A 23691-nucleotide genomic window follows, 5' to 3' on the forward strand; every position below is an offset into this window, starting at 1 on the left:
GGTGGTTCGGACCATCAACAAAGTGGTCGCGGCGTGCGATTGCCCGAAGGAGGACGAATCATGAGCACACCGATCACCTACGAGGTACACGCGAGTCGCGTCGGGCGGTGGTGGGAGATCGCCGTGCCCGACGTCTACGGCGACGATCCGTGTGGACAGGCGAGGCATCTCACGGATGTGGGATACGAAGCGCGCACCATCATCGCTGCCAAGTTGGATGTCCCACTGTCCCATGTCGAAACGAAGCTGATCGTCGACGATTTCGGCGATGCGCGTGATGTCAGTGGACGAGTTCAGCATATTTCCGATCTCCGATCGGAAATCGAACGTCTCACCGACGAATTGAACGAGGAGCAGCGCTCACTCGTGCGAGAACTGCGCCGCGAAGATGTCCCCGATGTCGACGTCGCAACGCTGCTCAATGTCGCCCGCCAGCGGATCGGCCAACTCGCGAAGTAGGTGGCGATGCCCGTACCGCGCTCCGATCATTGGACCGCCGTCGACCTCGAGCAGTTGCCCGATGACGGTTCGCGCTACGAGGTGCTGAACGGCCAGCTCGTCGTGACTGTCGCCCCGAAGCCGGTGCATCAATGGTTGATCAAGCGGCTCACTCAGGTGCTCTACGCAGCTGTCCCCGCCGACCGGTTGGTGTTGGACGGTGTCGGCGTGCTCATCGGTGACGACGAGCCGATACCCGATCTGATGGTGGTCGAGGGATCGATCGATTGGCATGGGCGTGGTGTGCCGGTGGGACAGGTCGAACTCGCCGTCGAAGTCGTGTCGAGGTCGACGACGTTGCAGGATCGGATGGTGAAGCCGGTGTTGTACGCGCAGGCTGGCATTCCCACGTACTGGCGTTTCGAGATCAACTCGTTCAGGAGCCGCCTGGCGGACGAACAGTTGCCGGTGTTGTTCGCATATTCGCTCGGTGCCGACGGTGAATACATGCTCACTCACCGCGCATCCGCAGGAGTCCCGGTGGCCTTGCGTACGCCCTTCGAGGTCACGTTCGATCCGGGCGTCTTGCTGCCGCGTTGACGAATCTGACGTCGCCACCCGGCGAGCGTCAGCGTTGGAGCAGGTCGGCCAGTCCGGCGAGGAGCAGACTCAAGCCGAAGGTGAAATCGGCTGCACCGGTGTGGGTTCCGGTGATCACTAGGGAGGCGAGTGTGTGCATGTGCGGATGGGTTTCGGTGGGGATGAGCGGAAGGAATTGCTCGGCGGCCGAAGCGTATTCGGAGGGGGCTAGAGGGAAGTTGACGGCCTGGAGGGTGAAGCCGTAGATGTGGCTGTCGAGGGCGTTCCAGGCGCGGTCGGCTTGTTCGTAGGTGAAACCCGCGGCGATCAGACAGGCGAGAGTCGCCTCGACATACCGCAGCATCGCGGGGCCGACATTCACGCGGGAGCCGAGCAGTCCGGTGGCCCAGCGGTGCCGGAGCAGCACCTCGTGGGCAGAAACGGCGCGGCGGCGTAGTTCTTCCTGCCAGTCGCCACCCGCTTCCGGCACGTAGATCTCCGCGACGACCAGGTCGATGAGCCCGTCGAGGATGTCCTCCTTGTGGGCGACATGGTTGTACAGCGACATGGCTTCGACACCGAGAGCCTTGGCGAGCTTGCGCATCGACAGCGTGTCGAGGCCCTCCGCATCGGCCAGGTCGATCGCCACGCGCAGGATTCGTTCCCTGCTCAGTGGGGTGCGTTGCGGCACGTTCTCCTCCTTGACCTACTTACGGCGTAAGTGTAGCGTCTGAGGTCAGCGACTTACGCTGTAAGTGTGAGAGGAAGAGTGCTCATGACCGAGGTGGATACCGCCCGAATGACGGCATGGGTGGCCCCGCGCTATGGCGGTGGGGAAGTGTTGCGCACCGAAGTCGTGCCCCGGCCGGTGCCCGGCGAACGGGATGTGATCGTCCGCGTACGCGCGGCCTCGCTGTGTAGCGGTGACCTGCACCTGCTCAACGGGACGCCGTACTTGCTTCGCCTCGGCTTCGGCCTACGGAGGCCGAAGCATCGGATGATCGGCCAGAACCTTGCCGGTGAGGTCGTCGCCGTCGGTATCAAGGTGAGCGAGTTCCAGCTCGGGGACAGGGTTTTCGGTGAGGTGCCGAGCGGTGCGTTCGCGGAGTTCGTCCGGGCGGATGTGCAGTCGTTCGCCCTGGTGCCCGACGACATGGAGATGGAAACCGCGGCGGCGATCCCCGATTCGGGCATGACCGCGCTACAGGGCCTACGAGACATCGGCAAAGTCGGGCCGGGGCACCGAGTGCTGATCAACGGCGCGTCCGGTGGCGTGGGAACTTTCGCGGTGCAGATAGCGAAAGCTCTCGGCGCCCACGTAACGGCCGTGTGCGGCACCCGCCACCTCGACATGGTGCACGATATCGGCGCCGACATCGTTATCGACTACACCACAACGGATTTCATCACCACTGGCGACACCTACGACGTCATTTTCGACCTCGCGGGCAATCGCAAACTCCGCGACTGCCGCCGCGCACTCACCCCGAACGGCACCTTCATCTCCTCGGCGGGCGCACCGGGCGGCAACTGGTTCGGCCCGATCCGCTGGCTCGGCTCAGTCCTCATCACCAACCTCTTCACCCGTCAAACCCTCAAACCACTCCTCATGCGCCCCACCACGACAGACCTGCGGTACCTGGCCGAACTAGCGACCACCGGAGCCCTGCGCCCCGTGATCCAGCGCCGCCTACCCCTGTCGGAGGCCGCAGCCGCGATCAGTCTTTTCGCCGAAGGACACGCCTCTGGGAAAACGTTGCTGACAGGGTGGCCTGCCCGATGACCACGGTGTCCTCACCGTCGGTCGGCGCGCTCGTCTGAGCGTGTCGGCAGATCATCTGCTATCAATCGTCGTAGTGACATACTCAGACGAGGCCGAGGAGGTGTGCCGATGGTCGATGTGTTCACCGATGCACTGTTCACCCCGGCTGATGTGGCGCGCCAGCTGGTGATCCCGAGGAGCACCGTCTACTCGTGGCTCTCGAAGGACGCCGACGGCCACCCCCTGGTCCACCGGGTGCAGCCGGAACGACGTGGTCGAGCCAGCGTGCCGTTCATAGCGATGGTCGAGGCCTACGTTCTGCGGGCGCTGCGCACCGAACTGCGTTTCAGTACGCCCCGCATCCAGGCGGCGGTGTCGGCGCTGCGAGCAGAGTTCGACACCGAGTACGCCCTGGCCAGTAAACGCATCGCCACCGACGGTATCGACCTCTTCGTCGAATACAGCGACGGCGAATTCGCCCGCGTGCACGATCGGCAGATACCGGTGCGCGAGTTCATCAGCGACTATCTGCGCTACATAGATTGGGGCGAGGCCGGTTACGCCACCCGCCTGCACCTACCGCGCTTTCCCGCGGCCGCGCCCGTGGTGATAGATCCACAGTTCAACTGGGGTGGCCCGGTTCTCGAACGGACAAAAGCCCCGGTCAGCGCAATCATCGACCTCTTCAAGGCCGGAGAGTCCATCAATGTCGTCGCGGGGGAATACGAGCTCGACGAACAAGAAGTCCAAGCCATCGTCCGAGCCGAGCTACCAGCAGCCGCCTGAATTCTTCCTCGATCGGGGACTCGGCAAGGGAGTCGCCGCTGGGCTGCTCGAACTGGGATGGCGGATCCACCGGTTCGTCGACCGCTTTCCCAACGATGCTCAGGAGACGACGGACGAGCAATGGATCGAGTTCGGTCTGACCCGAGGCTGGGTTCCGCTCTGTAAAGACGGACGGATCAAAGGTCGCGCCGCCGAGCGCGCCCCGCTGGAAAAGCACACCGCGGTCATGTTCTACCTGGACAACCAGCAACTGACGATCAGCGCGATGATCGAGCGGGTGCACGGTGCTCGTTCAGCGATCCATCTCGCCATCGAGCGTAGTGGCCCAGCTGCGTATGCCGTGACAGCGCATGGTGTTCGCCGGACCTGGCCGTGAACACCTTCATGCCGGTGTGGCAGGCCGTGCCTTCTCGAATCGGGCCACAAAGGTCATCTCGAGAGCCTCGGCGAGGCGGTTCAACGTGGGCGATCGTTGGTGTTCCAGCGCCACCCTCGATCCGCGACAGTGAAGGCTGCGGAATACCCGCATGGCGTGCGACCTCGGTCTGGGTCAGCCCTAATTCGAGACGCCGAGTGCGCGCTGCTTCGGCCAGTTCGTAGGCCCGCCGCGCATCCTCGTAGGCGCGCCGCATTTCGTCCGAGAGCCCATCGGTGTCGTTCCGGCGCAACTTCCAGCGGCGATGTGGAGTACTCATATGACATCCACCTGTCGCAAACGGTTCGGCATGGTGATCGGGGCCGCCCGCCTGGCACAGCTTCATGGCGAGTCTGGCGCGATCCACCTCGCCCACCTGCCGACTTTTGTCCTTCGAAAACGCCGTCAGCAACCCGCTTCCCCCTCGGCGAGCCAACAGGTCAACCGAATATCGTTCGGGTACAGCTTGATTCGAACTTCTTGCAAGCCATCTCCGAGATGCTTGGCGTTAGGCCATCCACTCCCGCCCATTCCGGAAGTCTGATCCCGAAAAGAGACCCACTTACGCTACATGGCGTTGGAGCATAAGTGGCCGCCTTTGAGTTTGCTTGCTATTGTAAGTGCATGAAAGAACTTAGGGAGGTGCGCGCCAATTTCAACGAAACGACGATCACGGTGTATCAGGCCTTCATGCCGGAGATCGCACTACCAGCTGCGGAGACCGGGAAGTTCGGTTCGGGGTTTAAGTACGATCGAATGACATGGATCAAGCCGTCGTTCCTATGGATGATGTATAGATCCGGCTGGGCCAGTAAACCGGGACAAGAATGCATACTTGCTATTGAAATAACTCGAACCGGTTTCGAGTGGGCACTGAGCAGGTCAGCCCTCTCGCATTATGAGGCCAAGATCCACAACAACAAGGAACACTGGAAATCGTCGCTATGTGAGCCGGTGAGGATTCAATGGGACCCGGAACGTGACATAAGCCTTAATAGGTTGTCACGCCGTTCGCTGCAAGTAGGCCTGTCTGGCGAGGCGGTCCACCTCTACTGCAATCACTGGATTGTCGCGATTTCAAATCAAACAGATCGTGCCAAGGAAATTAGAGATCTTATCACTGAAGGGCGTGTGGATATGGCGAATAAATTGTTGCCCGTGGAGCGTCGGTACCCAGTCCCGGACGAAATTGCCGTCCGAATCGGTTCAGAGGCTGATTCTGCATGAAGACGTCCATGCGGTCGAATATGGTTGCTAAAGCCCTATCTGTGCGCGATGCACCCAGTTGTGGGCGCGCCCCACGGTATGAGCGCGTGGGCCTGAAACCGAGGAGCAAAACGATGGACGTGCGTTGAAAATCGGGTGCGTCGACGCACTCCTCGCACCACAAGGATGAGCGCCGTCCTTGCGAAACTGCCGAAGCAGTGCCGTCCGATGTCTGGAATTCGGAACTGATAATAGACCGTAGTTGCGCGCCAAGCGAGTATCCCGGAGCGGGGTTGTAGGCGATTGAGACCTTTCGAACCGTAGACGGAGGATACCTTGACGATCAGAGAAACCAGACTGCTGCCAATTGCACGCACTGTCTGAGCTGGACGATTCTGACCATCTCCGAGCGAACGATTTGTTCGCACTCAAAGTGTTAAAATGCACTCACAGATTCCGAAAGTGAGTACCTGGAGTACCTTCAAGAAGAATCTATTTAGACCGTGTCTCATGCGGTTGATCGGGCCTTCGTGAGCTTCTTGTACCCGGTGAGTGCGCCGGCCAGTGTGAGGAAGGCGCAGAAGTGAGTGTCCTTGCGGTCGTCGCGAATCGAGAGCCGGTGATAACCGGTCAGCCACGACATCGTTCGCTCGATCATCCAGCGGTGTCGACCGAGGCGTTCGGAGGACTCGACACTCTTGCGGGCGATCCGAACTCCGATGCCACACTCGGCAACCCATCGGCGCAGTTCGTGGTGGTCGTAGGCCTTGTCCGCGTGCAGCTTTCCCGGACTCCGGCGCCGCGGTCCGCGGCGCGACCGAACCGCTGGGATCGCCCGCACGAGCGGACCCAGCGCATCGGCATCGGGAGTGTTGGCGGCCGAGACTGCCACGGTGATCGGAATGCCGTGACGGTCGGACAGGACATGGATCTTGGAGCCGGATCTACCGCGATCGACCGGATTCGGGCCGGTCATCGGGCCCCCTCTTTGCTCGTACCGACGCACCGTCGACCACGACGCGCGACCAGTCGAGCAATCCTTGGCTGCCGAGCTCGTCGAGCACGGCCATCTGTAGCTGCCGCCATAGCCCCGCCTCGGTCCAAGCGGTGAATCCACGGTGCGCGGTCGGCGCCGTGACACCGAGCGACGATGGCAGCATCCGCCAGGCGCAACCGCTGGTCAGCACGTACACGACGGCAGTGAACACCGCCCGTTCATCGGTGGGAGCGGTACCACCACCTTGACGACGGACAGAGAACTTCGGCAGCAGAGGCTCCACCAGCGCCCACAACTCGTCGGGCACCAGCCGCCTCGACAAGGCGTCGGTCACGGCCAACGATTATGCGGCACAATCGATCACATCACGAAACTCACGTCGTGAGACACGGTCTTAGTGACTTTGGACGGTCTCTAGAAGGATCACGCGGTGACCTCTCGCTTGCGGGCTATGACACGCCAGCTGGTTGCTGATGCCCGGTCGTACATCACGCTATTGGACGCAACCATCGCGCCGTTGCAGGATCACCTCGCTCGGTGGAGAAGGCTCTCGCTGTGCGGGTGCAGTCCAATTGCAACCAGGGCCCCGGCCTCGGAAACTCCAACGAAAACCGGGCCGCATATAAGCCATTCATAAACTTCGGAATTCTGAACAGCCACAATAGTGGACTTGTCTGTTTTTATTATACCGATATCGGCTGTTACGTACTTCGGCTGCATCGACCCAGGGAAGGGGGATTGCTCCCCCCATGGGCTTAAATCGATAATAGGAGCAGTATCTATGCGGGACTTTGCTCCTTTGTCTGTCATCGTCGCTTCTGTGGTAGGAAGTTCGAGTGCAATAAATTGATATATCGCGCCAGTGGAAGAATCAACTTTCATCTCTAACTCGCCGCCATTCTTTCCGGATATTCGTAGATAGCATAGGTTTCTGGGCTGTTCGATGTCCCATGTCACTTTTACTGGGATCCATTCGTCGGAATAGTCGAATGCCATTCTGCATGTCGCTCGACCTTCTACGGTGATCATTTCTCAGCCTCCTTTGAAAAGTGCGTGGAATACAACCGGCAGCCCTCCCTCGAAACGTGGTTGACCGAATTTGAGTTCCCAACCGCCTGAGGTCAACATTCTATCGAACGGCACGCCGTCACGTGTAGCCTCGGTTATGGCGGCACGAAGACTGGACAGTTGGCCCTGGGTAGCAAGATCGACGTCAGCCCGCGTGGCGCCACGCTCAGCGATTGCTCTGAGGTACTCAGCCATGTGTTCAGTTGCATTCCCATTCACCCAGACCGGTGTACCATCTGCGTCCATCTCAAACGATCTGGGCAACTCACTTCCGGGGTAATTCGGTTGGGTGGGTTTGATGGAGTCCCAAACTGTGCCGGTGCAGGAGTCGGGCATCAGACCCAGCGGGTCGGACCATCGAGTCGGATTCGAAGGATAAGTGTAGTTATTGCTATTCGGTGACAACCCAACTGGATCGGGGGTGAGGAATCGACCCGTTCCCGGGTCGTATATTCGATGCATACTATGATGCAGCCCCGATTCGCTATCGAAATATTGGCCGGGGAGCCGCAAGGCTATTGAACAAGATGTCTGCCAGTCGGAGTGGCCCCACAGGCTGTCTTTCCTGGGCGAAGTTGCCGATCCAGAATGGCATTCTATGAGTGCACCGGGTGCGCCATTCGGGAGTGAAACGATTGCTGCTGGTGAAGGGTTTGTCGACTTTTGTTGAGTAATCGGTATGAAGGACTGCGGCAGATATTGCCAACGGACTTGTTCGGATCTGAACAATTCCTCGGCAAGATTCGAGCCGTCCCATGTGAAGGAGCGTGATTCGAGCTCTGTGCCGTCTCTATGTACCCGCTCCTTGGATACTCGGCGGCCATTTGCATCGTAGGAGTAGCGCCACCAGAGAAGATCTGGCGTGTAGACGTCGGTCAGCTGGTCGAAGGCGTTGTAGCGGTAGTGCCAGATGGCGGGTTTTCGGGAGATTCGGGTGGTTACTTTGCGGATGAGGCGGCCTGCGGGGTCGTAGTAGTAGTGGTTGCGGCCGTCTCGGGTGAGGAGGTTGTTGTGGTATTCGCGGCCTTCCATTCGTTGGGGGGCCGGTGGTTCGGAGGGGTCGGGGGTGGGGAGGCTGGCGGTGATGTTGGAGAGGGGGTCGTATTCGTAGGCTTCGGTGAGGGTGTTGTCGCGGGTGATGGTGTTGACCCGGCCGATGGGGTCGAGGGTGTAGGTGGCGTGGGTGGCGGTTTCGTTGGGGCGGGTGGTGGTGTGGTGGGTGAGGTAGCCGTCGGGGCGGTAGGTGTAGTCGTCGCGGCGGATGGTGAAGGGGGCGGGGCGGTTTGCGGTGGAGGGGCCGAAGTCGCCGAAGTCGAGGGTGAATTCTTGGGCGGGGAAGCCGGTGACCTGTTGGGTGGCGATGTTGCCGGTGGGGGTGAAGGTTCGGTCGATTTGGACTTCGCCTACGCGCCAGCCGGTGAGGCGACCTGCGGGGTCGTGGTTGAAGGTTATTTCGGTGTCGTCGGCGTGGAGGGCGGTGACTTGGCCGAGGGTGTTGTGGCGCCAGGTGGTGACGGAGCCGGTGGGGGTGGTGCGGCGGATGCGGCGGCCGCGGTGGTCGTAGTCGTTGACCAGGGGTGGTTGGTCATCGAGTTGTTGGGTGGCTACCTGGCCGGTGGGGGTGTAGGTGAATCGCAGTGTGTGGGTGACGGTTTCGTCGGTGCCGTTGATGGCGGTGAGGACTCGGCCCGCGGGGTCGTGGGTGTAGGAGAGGAATTCGCCGGTGTCGGCGGTGATGGAGGTGAGGTTGCCGAGGATGTCGTAGCGGTGGTGGCGGGTGACGCCGGTGGCGGGCGTGACTGTCGCGACGCGTCCGGTGATGGTGTGGGTGTAGGTGGTGGTGGCGCCGGTGTAGTCGGTTTCGGCGGTCAGTCGGCCCGCGAGGTCGTATTCGTAGGTCCAGCGTTGGCCGAGTGGGTTGATGACGGCGATGAGTTGGCGTTCGGTGTTATAGAGGTAGCGGGTGGTCGAGCCGTCGGGGTCGGTGCGGGTGGAGACCTTGTCGAAGCCGCCGTAGGTGTAGCGGGTGACGCCGCCGTTGCGGTCGGTGTGGGTGAGGAGGTTGTTCTCGCCGTCGTAGGTCCAGGTTTCGGCGAAGCCGTCGGGGTCGGTCCGGCGGGCGGGGCGACCCGAGGGCGTCCATTCGTAGTGGGTCTTCTGGCCCAGCGGGTCGGTGACCTCGACGGGACGGCCGAAGGTGTCGCGGCGGATTTCGGTAGTCGCGCCGTAGGGATCGGTAATGGTGACAGGCAAGCCTGCCGCGTCGACGTCGATCCTGGTGACAGCACCGTCGGGGTCGCGGACTTCGCTGACCGCACCGCAGGGATGGTGGGTGTATTCGGTGCGAGCGCCTGCGGCATCGGTGATGGCGACGAGGTTTCCGGCTTTGTCCCACTCGCGGTGCACGGTTGTGCTGTCCGGCTGGGTGATCGCGGTGGGACGGTTGGCATACGCGTACTCGACGGTGATGTCGGTGCCGTCCGGGCGGATGATCTTGGCTACGTCGCCGTCAGAGGTGTATTCGTAGCGGGTGATCGCGCCGTCGGGTTCGGTGACCTTCAGTGGTTTTCGGGCGATGTTGTAGTCGATGTGGCGGCGGCCGCCGTCGGCGGCGTGGAAGTCACGCAGGCGTAGGTCGTTGTCGAATCCGTAGCCGGTGACAGCGCCACGGGAGTCGGTGAGCCGGGTGAGACGACCCGTGCCGTCGCCGAGTTCGAGGTATTCGTAATCCGCGTTGAACACACCGTCGGCGCCGCGCTGGGTGATGACGCGGCCTGCTTCGTCGTAGGTGTTGACCACCCAGCTGCCGTTGGAATCCGTCCAGGACAGCATGCGGTGGTGTTCGTCGTAGGCGAAACGGGTCGTGCCGCCTATGCCGTTGATCTCCGTCGTCAATTCGCCACTGTCGTAGCCGAATTCTCGGACAGCAGTAACAGTTTCGGTCCCGTGTGTGTGGCCCGCCACGGAGATGGTTGTGACTCGACCGTTGCCGGTGCTCAGGAGGACTCGGTAGCCACCGGAATGGGTGACCTCAGTCGGGTCGCCATTGCTGTTGTAGTGGAATCTGATGCGGTTGTAATGGCGGTCGGTGATCGCTGAGATGGCGAAATTGCCGAGAAGCGTGTCGATTCCGTTGAGCGCGGGTTCGGGGGCGAAGTGCCACACCAGTTCCCGATCCGGGTCCCACAACCGGTAGCCACCGGTTTCGGTGCGGGTGAGCTTCCAGCGCTGACCACCCGTAATCGGCTCGACACCGACGCCGATCTCGGCATGCGGGTAGGGCAGCATCATGCCGTCTTCGAAAACTACCGTGACGCAGTGCTCTTCGACAACTACTCGCATATCCAAGGTGGCCGACCAAGAAGGGCCGAACCAGCGCCCGAAACGATAGTTGGAATGGTGGGCGCGCTTCAGGACCAACCGAAGGACGCCGGGAAGGTCGAGATCGGTGAGCGGAAGTAGAAACTCGCCGGTCGCGGGGTTGACCGGGTCACCGACCTTTGGTGTTTGTTCGTCGGTGCTGTTACTGGCGGGACCACCGTTGTCGGCCTCTTCACCGACACTGGGTTTGCCATCCCCGCCGGTGTCTACCTCGGAACGAACGTGAGGATCGGCGTTGTTGTTCGAGTTGTCTTGACCACCCGGTTCGGTCGGGTGGGACGAGTCACCGTCGTGGCCACCGTTATTGACCGAAGCGGGATCGTCGGCGTCGGGGGACGGTGCGCCCTCCTGCTTGGGCGGGGTGTCGTCATGTCCGTCCGGCGTGGTGTCGTTCGGTGACGATTCGTCCGTATCCGGCTTCGATTGGCTGGCGGGCGGCTCGTCGGCGTTGTTCGGGTTCGCGGCAGGTTGTTCGTTGGGCGCATCGTTGTCGGCGGGGTTCGCGGCGTCGCCTGTTTGTCCAGCGGGATTCGTCTCGGCGGGCGCGCCCGATTGTCCGTCGGGGTTGGTGGGAGCCGGATCGCCCGCTTGCGCGGCCGGGTTGGTCGGCGGCGCGTCGGGAGACGTGCCCGCGGGATTCGTTGCCGGTGCGGACGGATTGTCGGCCGGATTGGCGACCGACTGTGCGGGTGCGGATGGCGCTTCGGGTGCGTTGCGCCCGCCTGCCCCGGCCGCGTTCTCGAGGACGTTGCGGGCGGTGTTGCCCGCGTCGGCCACATCGGTCACCCGGTTCACGGCGCTGGTGGTCAGCTTCGCGGCGCCACCAGCGCCACCCGTCGCGAGGGTTGTCAGGGCGTCGCCGGTGAGAGCGCCCAACGCCTCGGTCGGGTTCGCCTTGAACCCGGCGAGCATCGCGGAGGCAGTCGCTTTCGGGTCTGCGGTCGCGAGGATCATCCCCGTGCTCATGTCCGACATCTTCGACATGTATTCGGCGGGGTGGGTCGCGTTGTACAGGTCGAACGGCGTAATCGACCGCACGAATTGCACCAGGCCGGTCAGCGAGGTCAGCAGACCGGTCGTGATGTTCGCCTGACCGTGTTCGAGTGCCGCGCCGAGATCTTCGAAGTTGCTTCCCCATCGCGACAGGAACGGTGGTTCCTCCGGCGCGGTCTCCGTGGCAGCGTCGATGGCTGTCACAGCGGTGTTCGCCGCATTGTCCCGCTGGGTGCGCGCGCCGTTGAGGATGGACCGCGCCTCGTCGCGCATCGCGGTCCACGTGTCGGGCAGGCTCTTGCCGTCGCGTTCTTGGTCGGACTTGGCGTTCCACTCGTTCTTTCGATCACGTTCCTCGGTGTCGGCAGCCTGCCATTTCGCTATCGCCTCTGCTGCTTTGGTTTGCGCGGCTTCGACTTCGTGCACCCAGGCATCCAGCGCTCCCTTCGCTTTGGCCATGGCGTCGGCGCCGTCCCACCACAATTTCGGCTGCTTGTCGAACTCTTCGTGGAACGCTGTGGATGCTTCACCCGACCAGTCGGACACATCGATCTTGCGGAGGGCATCACCGGTCTGATCGATCGCCGTTCCGATCTGACCGAGTTGTTCGGCGACCTCTCTGATCTTCGTCGGCTCGCCGCGGATCAGCTCTTTCGGATCGGTGGTGTCTCCGAGTTCCTTCTCTGGTACCGCACCGCCGGTCGCGTCGACGATCTTGTCGCCCGCGTCGTCGAGCCATTCCGACAACCCGTCGGCACCAACAGCTTTCGCGGCGCCAGACCAGGTGTCCAAGGCAGAGTTGTAGGCCTGACCGACCTTTTCGGTCGCGGACTCGAGACCCTCTTCGATCGAGTCACCGAGATCATTGATGAAATCGCCGATACCCATTGTCACTGCCCCCCGGCGGCTTGCTTGGCTTGCTGAATTTCCGCGACCTTGGCCGCGACCCCGGTGTCCGGCAGGAACATGCTGCCCAAACCGCTCTGATCAGGTGTGTCGCCGGACACCACATACTCGCCGACCTGCCCCAACGTCGACAGGTTGTCACCCATGTGTGAGAACGCCTTGCCGAAAGAATCCGCGCTGTAGTCGGCTTGGGTCGCGAGATTCCAGGTGTTGTTCGACAAGACCTCGCCCCAGTCCATCGCTTCGATATCCGCTTTGGTCAGATGCGGATTACCCGCGAGGTGGGTGAACATTTGCTTGAAGGAGGTGGAGATCTGGTCATCGATCAGGTGATAGCGGCCTGCGGACAAGTCGAGAATTTCGGCGATCGCGTTCCCTGACTGAACCAACGCCCGCACCCCCCATGACCAGCGCTCGGCGAACTTTTCGAAGGAGGTCTGCACATTCGCTCTACCTGCCTCCATTGCCGACATCGTCAGCTCTGCGAACCCCCGACCAGTCGCAGCGGTCTCCTCGATGCCGAATTCTTTGAGTTCGCTGATGATGGTATTGATCCCGTTCGCGGCTTGGGTCAGCAGCGCCGGGTCGACCTTCAACTCTGTCATCAGAGACGCCCGGTATCGGCAGATGGTTCCTCCGACACGGCTGGCGGGAACACCATCGGCGCCGTGCCCGACATGTCTACTGCCACTCCGACCGGCTGCTGCTGCCTCTCGGCGAATTCACGCAAGCGGCGGCCGAGGAAGGTGTGGAACCGGTACTCCTGATCCGCGACCACCCTGCGGGCATGCATGAACTGCGCGTACTCCCGCACACCGGTGAAGGCGCACAACCAGGCAACCCCACCGGACTCCAGCGTGTACACCCGGTCTTCGGGACCCGATAGTGGCACCAAAAGCGTCGACTCGTCGAACGCTGCCGTCAATTCGTTCTGCACACCGAAACCGGCGTAGAAGGCGGCGATTTCAGAACGCAGGCGCGCTGAATCGACCTCGATCATCGTCATGTCCGCTCCCGATCTCCCCTCGGACAAATCAGGCACCTACGGTAGCGAACGAATGGCGGCACCTCCACCGTGTGTGAGGTCACTGACGTTGTTGGGCGAATCCCACCGCTCCGAGGGCTGGGGCTCCGTTCGGGCGCTGTCCGGGTGGTGACAATCCGGCCCGCGCGTACGGACTCGGCGGGCCGACTCGGGCGGGTCAGTCGGTGGTGCGGTATTTGCGGACCTTGGTGAGGTTGCCGCAGCGGTCCATGGAGCACCAGCGGCGGCGGCCTGGGCGGGAGGCGTCGACGAACAGTAGGGCACAGTTGTCGGAGGCGCAGACTCGGATTCGGGTGGCCAGGGGGCTGGCGAAGAGGTCGATCGCGTCGCGGGCGAGGGTGGACAGGGCGGCCTGGGCGGTGGGGGCGGGGTAGGTGAGCGAGGCGTCGGGTGTCAGGTGGGGGATCAGGGGTGGGGTGCGGGCGATGGTGTTGATGGTGTCGATGTCGGTGGGGTGTGGTGGGTTCGATTCGGCGGCGCCTCGGGCGGTGCGGTCGAGTGCGGCGCGCAGGGTTCGGAAGGTGGGCAGGTCGGCGGGGTCGGTGGCGATCTCGGGGATGTCGAGGATCACGCCGAGCCAGTGCCCCAGATCAGCGGGGGTGTGGACGATCTCCCAGACCGCGAACTCGTCTTCGCCGCCGGTGTGCGCCAAGTCGAGGCACGGGCGCCCGGTCTGGAAGCGGCGACGCACGGCGGGTGGGAGTGATTTTCGGTCTTGCATGACACCAGTTTAACCAGTTACGGTGGCGGCATGGCAATCGCGACTTACATCAATCCCGAATCCCTGCACTCCAACCCGGCGTTCTCGCAGGTGGTGCGCGTCCCGGCTGGCGCCGACCTGGTCTATGTGGGTGGTCAGAACGGCGTCGACGCCAGCGGTCGCGTGGTCGGACCCGACCTGGCCGCGCAGGTGCGTCAGTCGCTGGTGAACCTGCGGGCGTGCCTGGCCGCCGCGGGTGCGGAGCCGTCCGACGTGGTCAAGTGGACGCTGCTCATCAAAGAGGGGGTCAGCCTGCAGGAGGGTTTCGCCGCCTTCGGTGCCGAGTGGGGGTACCTGCCGAACCCGCCCGCGATCACCGCCGCTTTCGTCTCGAACCTGGCCGTCGAGGGCGCGCTCGTCGAGATCGAAGCGGTGGCCGCCGTTGTTGCCAACTGAGCTCAGTCGAGTTCGCCTGCGCTGCGCCAGGATTGGCGCTCCGCATCGAACGCTTCGGCCTGGGTGGACCGGAAGGTCGCGATCGAGTCGGCGTTGTCGGTGAGGAAGCGCCGGTAGTCGGCGAGGCGGAATTCGCCGTCCTGTGCGGTGATATCCACCTTTCCCGCCGCGAAGTCGGCGCGGAGGTCGAGCAATTCGTCGGCTTCCACGGGATGCCAGCGAATACGGTCGAAATAGCGGAGCAGCCAGGGTGTTTCGGCTTCCTCGACGAAGCGGTCGACACCGGGGCCCGCAGTGCCGGAAGGCCGGGCCCGATGGTTCCAGACCTGAGTGGTTCGGCCGACGAACTGGTAGCCGCCGGGACCCTCCATGCCGTAGATGCACAGGTAGGCACCGCCGATGCCGACGGCGTTTTCGGGCGTCCAGGTGCGTGCGGGGTTGTACTTGGTGGTGACAAGGCGGTGGCGGGGGTCGGTGGGGGTGGCGACGGGGGCGCCGAGGTAGACGTCGCCCAAGCCCAGCACCAGGTATTCGGCGTCGAAAACCGTGCGGTACACGTCGTCTACGGAGGCCAGGCCGTTCATGCGGCGGATGAATTCGATGTTCCACGGGCACCACGGGGCGTCGGCGCGGACGCCGTGCATGTAGCGGGTGATCGCTTCACGGGTGGACGGATCGTCCCAGGACAGGGGCAGGTGAACGGTGCGGCTGGGGACGACCAGCTGATCCGAATTCGGCAGCTGCGCTTCGGCTTCGGTGAGCAGGTCGAGCAGCTTCGGGACGGGCAGCAGGGCCGGATCGACCCGGATCTGTAGGGAGCGGATGCCGGGGGTGAGCTCGAGGACACCGCGCGCGCCGAGGGCGACGAGATGCTGGTGCAGGGCGTGGACGCGAGCCCGCAGGCCGAGATCGAGGGTGAGGGTGCCGTATTCGACGAGGACACCGTCGTCACCTTGGCGGCGGTAGGTCACGCTGGTCTCGTCGTCGGCTTCGGTGCGGCGTAGGACACCGTCGTCGCCGTCGCGGCCCGCCGAGAGGACCGTGCTCATGGCGGCGCGCCGCTCTGGGCCCAATTTCGCTGCGGGAGCGGCATTTTCGGCGCGAATCGCGACGAATCGCACGGTGTCGCCCGGTGTGAGCTGACCGAGTTTCCACCGGTCGGCGGCCACCACCGTCACCGGGCAGACGAAACCGCCGAGACTCGGGCCGTCGGGGCCGAGGAGGATGGGAGTGTCGCCGGTGAAGTCGAGCGCGCCGATCGAGTACGCGTTGTCGTGGATGTTCGAGGGGTGCAGGCCCGCTTCGCCACCGTCGGTGCGGGCCCACTCGGGTTTCGGGCCGATCAGGCGCACACCGGTGCGGTCGGAGTTGAAGTGCACTTCGTAGTCGGTGCCGAGGATGGTGTCGAAATCCTTGCGGGTGAAGAACTCCGGTGCGCCATGCGGTCCTTCGGTGACGGCGAGTTCCCAGCGTTTGCCGAAGGCGGGGATGTCGGTCATGGGCACGGCGGAGGCGAGGCGGGTCGTCGGCTCGCCCAGTACGAGGGCGTCGTCGGTGCGCAGGGCGGCCCCGGTGCCGCCGCCGAACTTGCCGAGGGTGAACGTCGCCGCGCTGCCGAGGAACTGCTCGACCTGGATTCCGCCGGAAACCAGCACGTAGGTGCGCATGCCGGGCCCACGGATCGCGCCGATGTCGAGCACACCACCGGCGCGCACCTCGATGGTGCGCCACTGCTCGACCGGTCGACCGTCGACCCGCACCTCGGCAACCGCGCCGGTGACACACACCCACGTCGCCTCGGTGAACCGCAGCGCGGGCCCACCAAGGGTGCATTCCAGCCCGGCCGCGCCCTCGTCGTTACCCAGTACCCGGTTGCCTAGCCGGAACGAGAGGTCGTCCATGGGCCCGGACGGTGGAACGCCGATGTGCCAGTAGCCGATTCGTCCCGGCCAGTCCTGGACGGTGGTCTGCATTCCGGCCCGGACGACCTCGATCCGTCGCTCGGACGAGGTCAGCTGGTCAGGAATAGAAAGGGCCGCGCTGTCGGTGCCGCTCGCCATGATGGTGCCGGCAGTCCCAGGTGGACCGGCGTGCGAGGTCGCCGCCGCTGCGGCGGTGGGCTCCTGGCCTGCGGCGTCGGTGTCCGAGACGGGTGCCGATTTCGAGGCCTGGACGGTGTTGGCACCCGTGGCCGGAGAGACAGCTTCGGCCGGGGTCGTAGGCACGCGATCGCGGGCGCCCTCCAACAGCGCAGTCGCGAACGTCGGCCCCTGGTCTGCGGCGTCCGGCGCGGCTGACGCGGGTGCCGATTTCGATGCCTGGGCAGCACCGGCACCGGTGGCGGGGGCAGCTTCGGCCGGGGCCGCGCGCACGTGATCGCGGGTGCCCTCTACGCACCTACCTGCCCGCGTGACGCCGGGATCTGTGTGGGTGCGGCTCATCGGGTCACCACCATGCGGACGGGAGTGGGGTCGAAGCCGTTGCACGGGTTGTTGATCTGGGGGCAGTTGGAGACCAGGACGAGGGTGTCGATCTCCGCGCGTAAGGTCACCTTCTTGCCCGGTGCGGACAAACCGTCGACGATGCCGAGCGTGCCGTCCGCCTCCACCGGCACATTCATGAACCAGTTGATGTTGGACACCAGATCCCGCTTGCCGAGGCCCCATTCGAGAGCGGCGGTCAGGAAGTTCTCCACACAGGCGTGCTGGTGGCGGGTGTGGTGGCCGTAGCGGAGGGTGTTGGATTCCTGGGAGCAGGCGCCTGCGATGGTGTCGTGGTTACCGACCTCGTCGGCGACCACGGTCATCAGCGCGGTGCCGCGTTCGGTGCGCAGCGCGCTGCCGGTGGTGAGGAAGATGTTGCGCTGGGCGGCGACGGTGGCCTGGGCGCTGTAGCGGTCGGTGTGGTCGGCGGCGGAGTACAGCAGGCAGTCGACGGCCTGGTTGCCGTGCAGGTCGATGATCTCGAGGTGCTCACCGGCGCGGACGATCGCCGACCACGGCGCCTGCGCCGGAACGGTCTCGTCGAGGACGACGGTGCGGGTGGTCGTTGTCATGCCGGAACCTCCGTGTGCTGTGCGGCCGCCCACGCGGCCTCGGTGTTCTCCACGGCCCGTCGGTACTCGGGGTCGTCGTTGGGGGCGTCGAGAGTGGCTGCGGGCCAAGCGATCAGGTCGAGGTCGCCGGTGGGGCGATCGTCGAGTGGGTGGGGCGCGTTGGCGACGAGCAGGGTCACCGGAAGATGCACGAACAGGTCGATCGCGCCGCCCGCCGGACCGTTGCCGGTGGCGGTGAGGGCGCCGTCGGCGGCCACCCGCACCCCGCGGAACAGGGCGATCGACGGCCCCACATCACGCGGCTCCAGCCCCTGTTTGGCCGCCGCCAGGTGCAGTTGGTGGCGGGCTTCGCCGGTCGGACCGCACAGGGTGTCGTGCTGACCCGAGGTGTCGACGAGGACGGTGGCAAGCACCCGCCCCTGATCCGACAACAGGGGGTGACCGGCACTCAGATACGCCTGCCACGGCACCTTGACGGTGTCGGCGACATTGAGTCGCTCCCAGGGAGATTCGGCGCGCAGCAGGAACAGGTGCGCACACGTGGTCCCGGCGGGGTCGGACAAGCGAACCCTGGTGCCGCGGCCGAGGACGACATTCGCATAGCCGCCGGACGGAACGCGCAGGGCCAGAGTGGGTTCGACGCCCGGCGGTACCTCCGGGCGAGCGATCGTGGCGGCCGCGGCCTGGGCGCGCGCGTGGGCCCGTGCGCCGTCGGTGGACCCGGTCGCAATCGCGATTTCCTCGGTGTGGGCGGGAGCGGGCGTGGTGTTCTGAGCCCGCGCGCCCTCCCTGGACTGAGTACTCGTCATCACGAACTCCTCGATGCTCGATGCCGAGAACTCTCGGCGGAAGGTGCCGGCCTGGCCGATTTCACCTCGGCGGTCCCAGCATTCGGACTGAAATGGCGGTGGGGTGGTCCCCACCGTCAGTGGACGAACAGGTCGGGTGACCACCACGCTCTGGTGGCGAGTCTCTCGGGCGATGCCGCCACCAGAGCGTGGTGATCTCGAGCGAGGGCTCAGGCGGGAGCGGGCGCGATCACCGGTTCGGCCGACTCGGATTTCGTGACCACCACCCGGTACACCACCGCCCCAACGGCGAGAATCACGGCGACCGACAGCGGCCCTGCCCACAACTGCCACCAGCTACCACCGGCGGGCGTGTACACCTCGGGGCGCGGCCAGGCGAGGTTGACCACCATCGCGGTGCCCCAGATCACCGCGAGCGCGTTGACCGGAACGCCCCAGCGGCCGAGGGTGAACAGCGTCGTGTCCTCGGGCGCGGGCAACCCCTTGATCCGGCGCACCAGCAGCGGCACCGTGACCAGCAAATACGCCAGATACAGGCTTACGATGCACACGCTGGCCAGGGTCGCGAAGATGGCCGGGTTGCCCAGGTTCAACACCAGCAGGCCGATGCCGAGCGCGCCGATCACCACGGCAGGCCACACCGGCGTGCCGAAACGAGGATGCACCGTGGACAGCGCCTTCGAGAAGGGCAGCTTGCCGTCGCGGGCCATCGAGAACAGCAGCCGCGACCCGGCCGTCTGGATCGCGAGGGTGCACACGATCACCGCTACCGCGACACAGCCGAGCAGCACCGACCCGGCCGGGCTGTCGAGCTTGGCCATGATGACGTAAGCCAAACCGCCGGAGGCCAATTCGCCGTCGGTCAGGCTCGGCGCCGCCATCAGCGCGCCGAGCAGCATGAGGCCACCGCCGAGCGCCGACACCGACAGCGCCAGCAGAATCGTGCGCGGCGCGACCCGGCGCGGATTCTTCGTCTCCTCGGAAAGCTCACCGGCGGAATCGAATCCGACCATCACGTACGCCGCCATCAGGCCCGAGATCAGGAATGCCGCCCAGAACGGACCCGGTGCGGCCTGATCGGTCCGCAACACCACGTCCGGGCCGCGTTCGGTGCCGACGAAGAACAGTCCGATGATGGCGAGCACGCCGACGATCTCGATGGTGACGCCGATCGAATTGATCCGCGCCATCAGATCGATCCCGATCACATTGATGGTGGTGGTGACCACGAGCAGCGCGCTGCCGAGTAGTACCGCGTTCATGGCACCGTCGCGGGAGGTGAGCGCGGTGTCGGTGCCGATGATCTGGAAGCCGCTCCAGATCGTCGGCAGCACCACCTGCAGGGCGATGGCGGCGGCCGCCGCGGTGACCACCTGGGCGATCACCATCATCCACCCGGCGAACCAGCCGACGAGGCCACCGGCCAACCGGCGCGACCACTGATAGATGCAGCCCGAGATCGGATACCGCGCGGCGAGCTCGGCGAAGTTCAGCGCGACCAGGAACTGCCCGGCGAAGACCAGCGGCCACGTCCAGAAGAAGGCGGCGCCGCCGAACGAATAACCGAAGCCGAAGAACTGGAAGATGGTGGTGAGGATGGAGACGAACGAGAAGCCCGCCGCGAAGGAGGCGTAGCGCCCGAGCTTGCGGTGCAGGACGGGTTCGTAGCCGAACTGGGCGAGGTCGGCGCCGTCGCGTGCGGCGTCGGGCGGGGCTGGGGTGGCGAGCGTTGTGGCCATGTCGGAGTCCTTCGGCGGTGCGGCCAATATCTATCAGTCGATAGTTTTGCGCTCGCGATCGCTCGAACGGTGTCGTGCGTGTATCGACTCCGAGGCGTGCCGTAACTTCTGTGTTGCCTACGTTTCTGTCAAATGACAGAAATTGGACCGGACCGTGTCGGACCTGGTGAGGTGCCCATTGCGGAGCGGCAGCCGCGCCGGTGACACAATCGAGGACGTGGCAAACCTCGGACCCGGGCGCCCCCGGCTGGAACAGCGCCGACGACGCGGGACGACGCCGCGCGCGGAGATTCTCGACGCCGCGGCGGAACTGTTCACCACCAAGGGCTATGCCAACACCTCCACCCGCGCGGTCGCCGACGCGGTCGGTATCCGGCAGGCTTCGCTGTACCACCACTTCGCCGCCAAGGACGACATCCTCGACGCGCTACTCGCCGAAACCATCGCGGGACCGGCCGAATTGGCGCGGCGTCTGCACGCCGAACCCGAGGACGCCACCACCAAGCTCTACGCGCTCGCCCTGTTCGACGTGCGGCAATTACGCGGCGCGCGTTGGAATCTCGGCGCCCTGTACCTGCTGCCCGAACTGCGGACCGAACGTTTCGCCGCCTTCCGTCGCCGCCGCGACGAACTGCGCGGGCACTACGAACAACTCGCCGTCGAATCGCTCACGGCGACAGGCGTATCCGAGGACGCGTGCGTTCTGCCGTTCCGGCTCGTCGAGACGGTGATCGCGATCAGGTCCGACGACGGACCCGCCGAGGCCGACCGCGTCATCCCCGACGCGATCGTGCGCATCGTCGGTCACCAGGGTGCGATGGACGCGGTGCGAGTGGCTGCCGACGCTTTGCTCGACCGCCTGTCGGACTGAGTGTCCACCGCCGGGCTCAGAGTCTGGGTCAGCGCGAGGTCGGCGGCGCGACCTGCCAGTGTTCGTTGAGAGCGGTGGCGATCTCGGGCAGCACCGTGATCGGAACCCGCTTGGTGCGCAATATCGCGCGGATCTCGTTCACCTGTTCACGCTTGCGCATGTCGTAAGCGCCCGAGACCGGGCGCATGACCGGCGGGATCGACAGCAGGACGAGTTCGTCGCCGTTCTCACTGAGGTCGAGGGCGATGGCCCAGCGGCCGCGTTCGTCGAGGGTGAATCGGCCCGCCACCACCCGCTCCCACCGCACGGTGGCCGCGCGGAACGGGGTCCGCACGTAGATACCGTGCTCGGTGAGCTCGACGACATCGCGCGTGAACAGCGCGACACCCGCCGCCACACCGCCGACGGCGCCGACCAGCAGGCCGGTCACCACCCGGTTGGCGCCGAACATCGCCACCACCAGCCCGGCGATGCCGATGGTGACCAGCAGCCCGATCAGGCAGTAGAACAGGCTCCTGCTCGCGGGCACGACCCCGGCACGCACGTCGGCCATGCGGACCTCCCTCTCACGATTCGAGGCCAACCCTAGCGCCGGTCACGCGATCGGGCTCACGACCCGAGCGATACCGCCGCTTCGGAGGTCTCGACCAGGAAGGTGAAGGTCTCCTGGAAGTACAGCTGGACGGTCTCGGCGTCGTGGCTGAGGTAGCCGATCGACAGGTCCTGGCCGATGGCGAGTTCGAAGTCGCCGCCGCGGGTGGTGAGGGCGAAGCCACCGGTGATGGCCGGTGCCCAGATGATCTCGCCGTCGATGAGGCGCTCGATGTGGGTGCGGATCGGGTGACCGTGGTCGGAGGTCTCGCTGACCTTGGTGTACAGCTCGGCGCTCAGCAGCACCGAGTACGGGCCCTGCACGCCGGACAGGCGCAGACCGGTGAGGGCCCGCGAGATGGCGTCGGGGATGTCGACCACATTGCTCGGCAGTGCGACAGGGGAGTTGGAGGCGGCGGCGCGGATACCGGTGATGCCCGCGGCGGCGTAGCCCTCGAAGATCGCGCGGTCCTCGGCGAAGGCGATCTTCTGGGCTGCGTCTTTGAGGTTGTCGAGGTCGGCGTCGGGGGCGCCGCGCTCGATGTCGTCGAGTTCGGAGCGCTTCAATGTGAAGGGCACCCGGAGTTCCACGAGCGGCTGTACCACACGCTGGTGTGCCTGCACACCGTCGTCGGGGGAGTCGATCGGGGTGAGCCTGCCTCGGTTGAGCGCCGAGTAGCCGACGCCGTGGGGGCCCGAGACATCGACCACGCGGCGTCCGGCGATATTGCGCTTGAACGTGCGGGTGGCCTCCTCCTCGATCTCGGCCCAGGCCTCGTCGGTGATCGGCGCGAGTTCGCGATGCAGGTTGTTCATTCGGATACTCCTTCTCATCGAGTTTTCATCGAGCCGATGGCGAGGGCGCCGTCGGAACCCGCTGCGGAGGTATTTGCCCGTTCCACCGGAATTATCTCGGGCAAGGGTCCCGATTCCGCCTCGGCGGCGATGGTCGCGGGCGCGTCGGGCAGATCGTCGAGGAAATCGACGGTCGGGGTGAAGAACAGAGTGCCGGTGACCGCGACCGAGAAATCGAGGATGCGGTCGTAGGCGGCTTCGGAGGTGCCGAGGAACATGCGCTCGAGCATCCGCTCGGTGACGCTCGGGGTGGCGGCGTAGGCGACGTAGTAGGTGCCGAACTCGCCGTCGGCGACCGAGCCGAAAGGCATGTTGGCACGGACGATCTGGCGCTCGGTGCCGTCGTCGTCGACGATGGTGTTCACCGCCACATGCGAATCGGCGGGCTTCACGTCGTCGGGCAGTTCGTAGTCGCCGAGCTTGGTGCGCCCGATCACCCGTTCCTGTTCCTCGATCGACAGCGCGTTCCACTGGTCGAGCGGGTGGGTGTACTTCTGCACGATCACGTAACTGCCCCCGGTGAATTCGGGGTCATCGGCGCCGATCAGGGCGGCGGCCGCCGCGGCACCACCCTCGGGGTTCTCCGTGCCGTCGACGAAGCCGAGCAGATCGCGCTGTTCGAAGTAGCGGAACCCGACCACCTCGTCGACGACCGTCGCCGCGCCACGCAGCCGTTCGGCGATCACCATGCCCAATTCGAAACACGGGCCCTGGGTTTCGGCGCGGATGTGGAACAGCAGGTCGCCCGGGGTGGCGGGGGCGCTGTGCACCGGACCGGTGTAGCCAGGGAACTCGTGCAGCTCAGCGGGTTTCGGCCCATCGAACAGACGGTCCCACGCGGCGGAACCGATCGAGGTGATGCAACTCAGGCCCTCGCCGGGCACCCGGAATCCGACCGATCGCCGTAAACCGTTGATATCGGCGAGCACATCGCGCACCACCGATTCGCCGCCCTCGTCGATGGTGACGACGAGGAAGAGCGCGGCAGGCGACAGTGGATCGAGAATCGGTTGTGGCTCACCCATGGCGTCAAGAGTAC

The 23691-nt window shown here is 64.7% G+C and carries 23 protein-coding genes; 8 read left to right on the plus strand and 15 right to left on the minus strand.

All coding sequences use genetic code 11. From position 1 onward, the window contains the following. Window positions 1–60 precede the first annotated feature (60 nt). Entirely contained in the window at window positions 61–459 is a 399-nt protein-coding gene (locus NC7_RS05695; protein ID WP_067979815.1) for a hypothetical protein, read from the plus strand. Between the two features lie 6 nt (window positions 460–465). Further along, complete coding sequence (locus NC7_RS05700; RefSeq protein ID WP_067979923.1) at window positions 466–1038, plus strand: Uma2 family endonuclease; 573 nt, start codon at window positions 466–468, stop codon at window positions 1036–1038. A gap of 28 nt (window positions 1039–1066) precedes the next feature. Here NC7_RS05700 and NC7_RS05705 read toward each other — a convergent pair whose 3' ends face one another. Further along, entirely contained in the window at window positions 1067–1708 is a 642-nt protein-coding gene (locus NC7_RS05705) for a TetR/AcrR family transcriptional regulator C-terminal domain-containing protein (RefSeq protein ID WP_236573103.1), read from the minus strand. An 84-nt stretch (window positions 1709–1792) separates the two neighbouring features. Here NC7_RS05705 and NC7_RS05710 point away from each other — a divergent pair, with 84 nt between their 5' ends. The 3 genes from NC7_RS05710 to NC7_RS05720 all read left to right on the plus strand — a co-directional run bounded on the left by NC7_RS05710 (window position 1793) and on the right by NC7_RS05720 (window position 3941). After that, window positions 1793–2800, plus strand: a complete 1008-nt coding sequence (locus tag NC7_RS05710) for an NAD(P)-dependent alcohol dehydrogenase (protein ID WP_236573100.1) — start codon at window positions 1793–1795, stop codon at window positions 2798–2800. A gap of 108 nt (window positions 2801–2908) precedes the next feature. Beyond that, entirely contained in the window at window positions 2909–3565 is a 657-nt protein-coding gene (locus tag NC7_RS05715; RefSeq protein WP_067979934.1) for a DUF433 domain-containing protein, read from the plus strand. Beyond that, entirely contained in the window at window positions 3486–3941 is a 456-nt protein-coding gene (locus NC7_RS05720) for a PIN-like domain-containing protein (protein WP_159372828.1), read from the plus strand. The genes NC7_RS05715 and NC7_RS05720 overlap by 80 nt, the downstream gene beginning before the upstream one ends. Here the strand turns inward: NC7_RS05720 and NC7_RS30480 are convergent. After that, a complete protein-coding gene (locus NC7_RS30480) occupies window positions 3823–4326 on the minus strand; it encodes a helix-turn-helix domain-containing protein (protein WP_373861226.1) in 504 nt (167 codons plus the stop codon). The two genes, NC7_RS05720 and NC7_RS30480, sit on opposite strands and share 119 nt — an antisense overlap. Window positions 4327–4604: 278 nt before the next feature. Between NC7_RS30480 and NC7_RS28360 the strand changes: the two genes are divergently transcribed. Further along, entirely contained in the window at window positions 4605–5207 is a 603-nt protein-coding gene (locus NC7_RS28360; RefSeq protein ID WP_084458013.1) for a DUF4291 domain-containing protein, read from the plus strand. A 487-nt stretch (window positions 5208–5694) separates the two neighbouring features. On the opposite strand, the gene NC7_RS28365 is transcribed toward NC7_RS28360, so the two are convergent. The 6 genes from NC7_RS28365 to NC7_RS30370 all read right to left on the minus strand — a co-directional run bounded on the left by NC7_RS28365 (window position 5695) and on the right by NC7_RS30370 (window position 14297). Then, window positions 5695–6517, minus strand: a protein-coding gene (locus NC7_RS28365; protein ID WP_201449839.1) for an IS5 family transposase whose coding sequence is annotated in 2 segments (ribosomal slippage) — window positions 5695–6168 and window positions 6170–6517 — 822 coding nt in all. Because the reading frame shifts where the segments join, the coding sequence is not laid out codon by codon here. 191 nt (window positions 6518–6708) lie between these two features. Next, on the minus strand, window positions 6709–7212 hold the full coding sequence (locus tag NC7_RS28945) for a hypothetical protein (protein WP_157101856.1): 504 nt from the start codon (window positions 7210–7212) through the stop codon (window positions 6709–6711). Window positions 7213–7215: 3 nt separating this feature from the next. Further along, complete coding sequence (locus tag NC7_RS05735) at window positions 7216–12513, minus strand: putative T7SS-secreted protein (protein WP_067979825.1); 5298 nt, start codon at window positions 12511–12513, stop codon at window positions 7216–7218. Window positions 12514–12515: 2 nt separating this feature from the next. Continuing rightward, window positions 12516–13136, minus strand: a complete 621-nt coding sequence (locus tag NC7_RS05740) for a hypothetical protein (RefSeq protein ID WP_067979828.1) — start codon at window positions 13134–13136, stop codon at window positions 12516–12518. Further along, the gene (locus tag NC7_RS05745; RefSeq protein WP_067979831.1) at window positions 13136–13537 is read right to left on the minus strand and encodes an SseB family protein; all 402 of its coding nucleotides are present in this window, start codon (window positions 13535–13537) and stop codon (window positions 13136–13138) included. The genes NC7_RS05740 and NC7_RS05745 overlap by 1 nt, the downstream gene beginning before the upstream one ends. 196 nt (window positions 13538–13733) lie before the next feature. Beyond that, entirely contained in the window at window positions 13734–14297 is a 564-nt protein-coding gene (locus NC7_RS30370; RefSeq protein WP_067979834.1) for a CGNR zinc finger domain-containing protein, read from the minus strand. Window positions 14298–14327: 30 nt separating this feature from the next. Here NC7_RS30370 and NC7_RS05755 point away from each other — a divergent pair, with 30 nt between their 5' ends. Continuing rightward, complete coding sequence (locus NC7_RS05755) at window positions 14328–14732, plus strand: RidA family protein (RefSeq protein ID WP_067979836.1); 405 nt, start codon at window positions 14328–14330, stop codon at window positions 14730–14732. A gap of 2 nt (window positions 14733–14734) precedes the next feature. On the opposite strand, the gene NC7_RS05760 is transcribed toward NC7_RS05755, so the two are convergent. From NC7_RS05760 to NC7_RS05775, 4 genes are all read right to left on the minus strand, one after another. Continuing rightward, window positions 14735–17173, minus strand: a complete 2439-nt coding sequence (locus NC7_RS05760; RefSeq protein WP_255285040.1) for a 5-oxoprolinase/urea amidolyase family protein — start codon at window positions 17171–17173, stop codon at window positions 14735–14737. Beyond that, window positions 17170–17787: an urea amidolyase associated protein UAAP2 gene (locus NC7_RS05765; RefSeq protein ID WP_067979940.1), complete on the minus strand. Its 618-nt coding sequence runs from the start codon at window positions 17785–17787 to the stop codon at window positions 17170–17172. The genes NC7_RS05760 and NC7_RS05765 overlap by 4 nt, the downstream gene beginning before the upstream one ends. Further along, a complete protein-coding gene (locus NC7_RS05770) occupies window positions 17784–18518 on the minus strand; it encodes a DUF1989 domain-containing protein (protein ID WP_067979943.1) in 735 nt (244 codons plus the stop codon). The genes NC7_RS05765 and NC7_RS05770 overlap by 4 nt, the downstream gene beginning before the upstream one ends. 287 nt (window positions 18519–18805) lie before the next feature. After that, window positions 18806–20335 carry an amino acid permease gene (locus NC7_RS05775; protein WP_067979947.1) on the minus strand — a complete coding sequence of 510 codons (1530 nt, stop codon included), beginning with the start codon at window positions 20333–20335 and terminating at the stop codon, window positions 18806–18808. A 217-nt stretch (window positions 20336–20552) separates the two neighbouring features. Between NC7_RS05775 and NC7_RS05780 the strand changes: the two genes are divergently transcribed. Then, complete coding sequence (locus tag NC7_RS05780; protein WP_067979838.1) at window positions 20553–21206, plus strand: TetR/AcrR family transcriptional regulator; 654 nt, start codon at window positions 20553–20555, stop codon at window positions 21204–21206. A 28-nt stretch (window positions 21207–21234) separates the two neighbouring features. On the opposite strand, the gene NC7_RS05785 is transcribed toward NC7_RS05780, so the two are convergent. From NC7_RS05785 to NC7_RS05795, 3 genes are read right to left on the minus strand one after another with little or no spacing between them, the layout of a single operon-like run. Next, window positions 21235–21759: a hypothetical protein gene (locus NC7_RS05785; RefSeq protein ID WP_067979841.1), complete on the minus strand. Its 525-nt coding sequence runs from the start codon at window positions 21757–21759 to the stop codon at window positions 21235–21237. A gap of 56 nt (window positions 21760–21815) precedes the next feature. After that, complete coding sequence (locus NC7_RS05790) at window positions 21816–22613, minus strand: family 1 encapsulin nanocompartment shell protein (protein ID WP_067979846.1); 798 nt, start codon at window positions 22611–22613, stop codon at window positions 21816–21818. Between the two features lie 14 nt (window positions 22614–22627). After that, on the minus strand, window positions 22628–23677 hold the full coding sequence (locus NC7_RS05795) for a Dyp-type peroxidase (RefSeq protein WP_067979848.1): 1050 nt from the start codon (window positions 23675–23677) through the stop codon (window positions 22628–22630). Between the last annotated feature and the right edge of the window lie 14 nt (window positions 23678–23691).

It is taken from the genome of Nocardia caishijiensis NBRC 108228, from assembly GCF_001612825.1.
In the GTDB taxonomy this organism is placed as follows: domain Bacteria; phylum Actinomycetota; class Actinomycetes; order Mycobacteriales; family Mycobacteriaceae; genus Nocardia; species Nocardia caishijiensis.

What these genes read in the sequence shown, in the direction of transcription:
- NC7_RS05695 (WP_067979815.1), top strand. Translation starts at nt 61, where the DNA reads ATGAGCACACCGATCACCTACGAGGTACACGCGAGTCGCGTCGGGCGG.
- NC7_RS05700 (WP_067979923.1), top strand. Translation starts at nt 466, where the DNA reads ATGCCCGTACCGCGCTCCGATCATTGGACCGCCGTCGACCTCGAGCAG.
- NC7_RS05710 (WP_236573100.1), top strand. Translation starts at nt 1,793, where the DNA reads ATGACCGAGGTGGATACCGCCCGAATGACGGCATGGGTGGCCCCGCGC.
- NC7_RS05715 (WP_067979934.1), top strand. Translation starts at nt 2,909, where the DNA reads ATGGTCGATGTGTTCACCGATGCACTGTTCACCCCGGCTGATGTGGCG.
- NC7_RS05720 (WP_159372828.1), top strand. Translation starts at nt 3,486, where the DNA reads ATGTCGTCGCGGGGGAATACGAGCTCGACGAACAAGAAGTCCAAGCCA.
- NC7_RS30480 (WP_373861226.1), bottom strand. Translation starts at nt 4,326, where the DNA reads ATGAAGCTGTGCCAGGCGGGCGGCCCCGATCACCATGCCGAACCGTTT.
- NC7_RS28360 (WP_084458013.1), top strand. Translation starts at nt 4,605, where the DNA reads ATGAAAGAACTTAGGGAGGTGCGCGCCAATTTCAACGAAACGACGATC.
- NC7_RS28945 (WP_157101856.1), bottom strand. Translation starts at nt 7,212, where the DNA reads ATGATCACCGTAGAAGGTCGAGCGACATGCAGAATGGCATTCGACTAT.
- NC7_RS05735 (WP_067979825.1), bottom strand. Translation starts at nt 12,513, where the DNA reads ATGGGTATCGGCGATTTCATCAATGATCTCGGTGACTCGATCGAAGAG.
- NC7_RS05740 (WP_067979828.1), bottom strand. Translation starts at nt 13,136, where the DNA reads ATGACAGAGTTGAAGGTCGACCCGGCGCTGCTGACCCAAGCCGCGAAC.
- NC7_RS05745 (WP_067979831.1), bottom strand. Translation starts at nt 13,537, where the DNA reads ATGACGATGATCGAGGTCGATTCAGCGCGCCTGCGTTCTGAAATCGCC.
- NC7_RS30370 (WP_067979834.1), bottom strand. Translation starts at nt 14,297, where the DNA reads ATGCAAGACCGAAAATCACTCCCACCCGCCGTGCGTCGCCGCTTCCAG.
- NC7_RS05755 (WP_067979836.1), top strand. Translation starts at nt 14,328, where the DNA reads ATGGCAATCGCGACTTACATCAATCCCGAATCCCTGCACTCCAACCCG.
- NC7_RS05760 (WP_255285040.1), bottom strand. Translation starts at nt 17,173, where the DNA reads ATGAGCCGCACCCACACAGATCCCGGCGTCACGCGGGCAGGTAGGTGC.
- NC7_RS05765 (WP_067979940.1), bottom strand. Translation starts at nt 17,787, where the DNA reads ATGACAACGACCACCCGCACCGTCGTCCTCGACGAGACCGTTCCGGCG.
- NC7_RS05775 (WP_067979947.1), bottom strand. Translation starts at nt 20,335, where the DNA reads ATGGCCACAACGCTCGCCACCCCAGCCCCGCCCGACGCCGCACGCGAC.
- NC7_RS05785 (WP_067979841.1), bottom strand. Translation starts at nt 21,759, where the DNA reads ATGGCCGACGTGCGTGCCGGGGTCGTGCCCGCGAGCAGGAGCCTGTTC.
- NC7_RS05790 (WP_067979846.1), bottom strand. Translation starts at nt 22,613, where the DNA reads ATGAACAACCTGCATCGCGAACTCGCGCCGATCACCGACGAGGCCTGG.
- NC7_RS05795 (WP_067979848.1), bottom strand. Translation starts at nt 23,677, where the DNA reads ATGGGTGAGCCACAACCGATTCTCGATCCACTGTCGCCTGCCGCGCTC.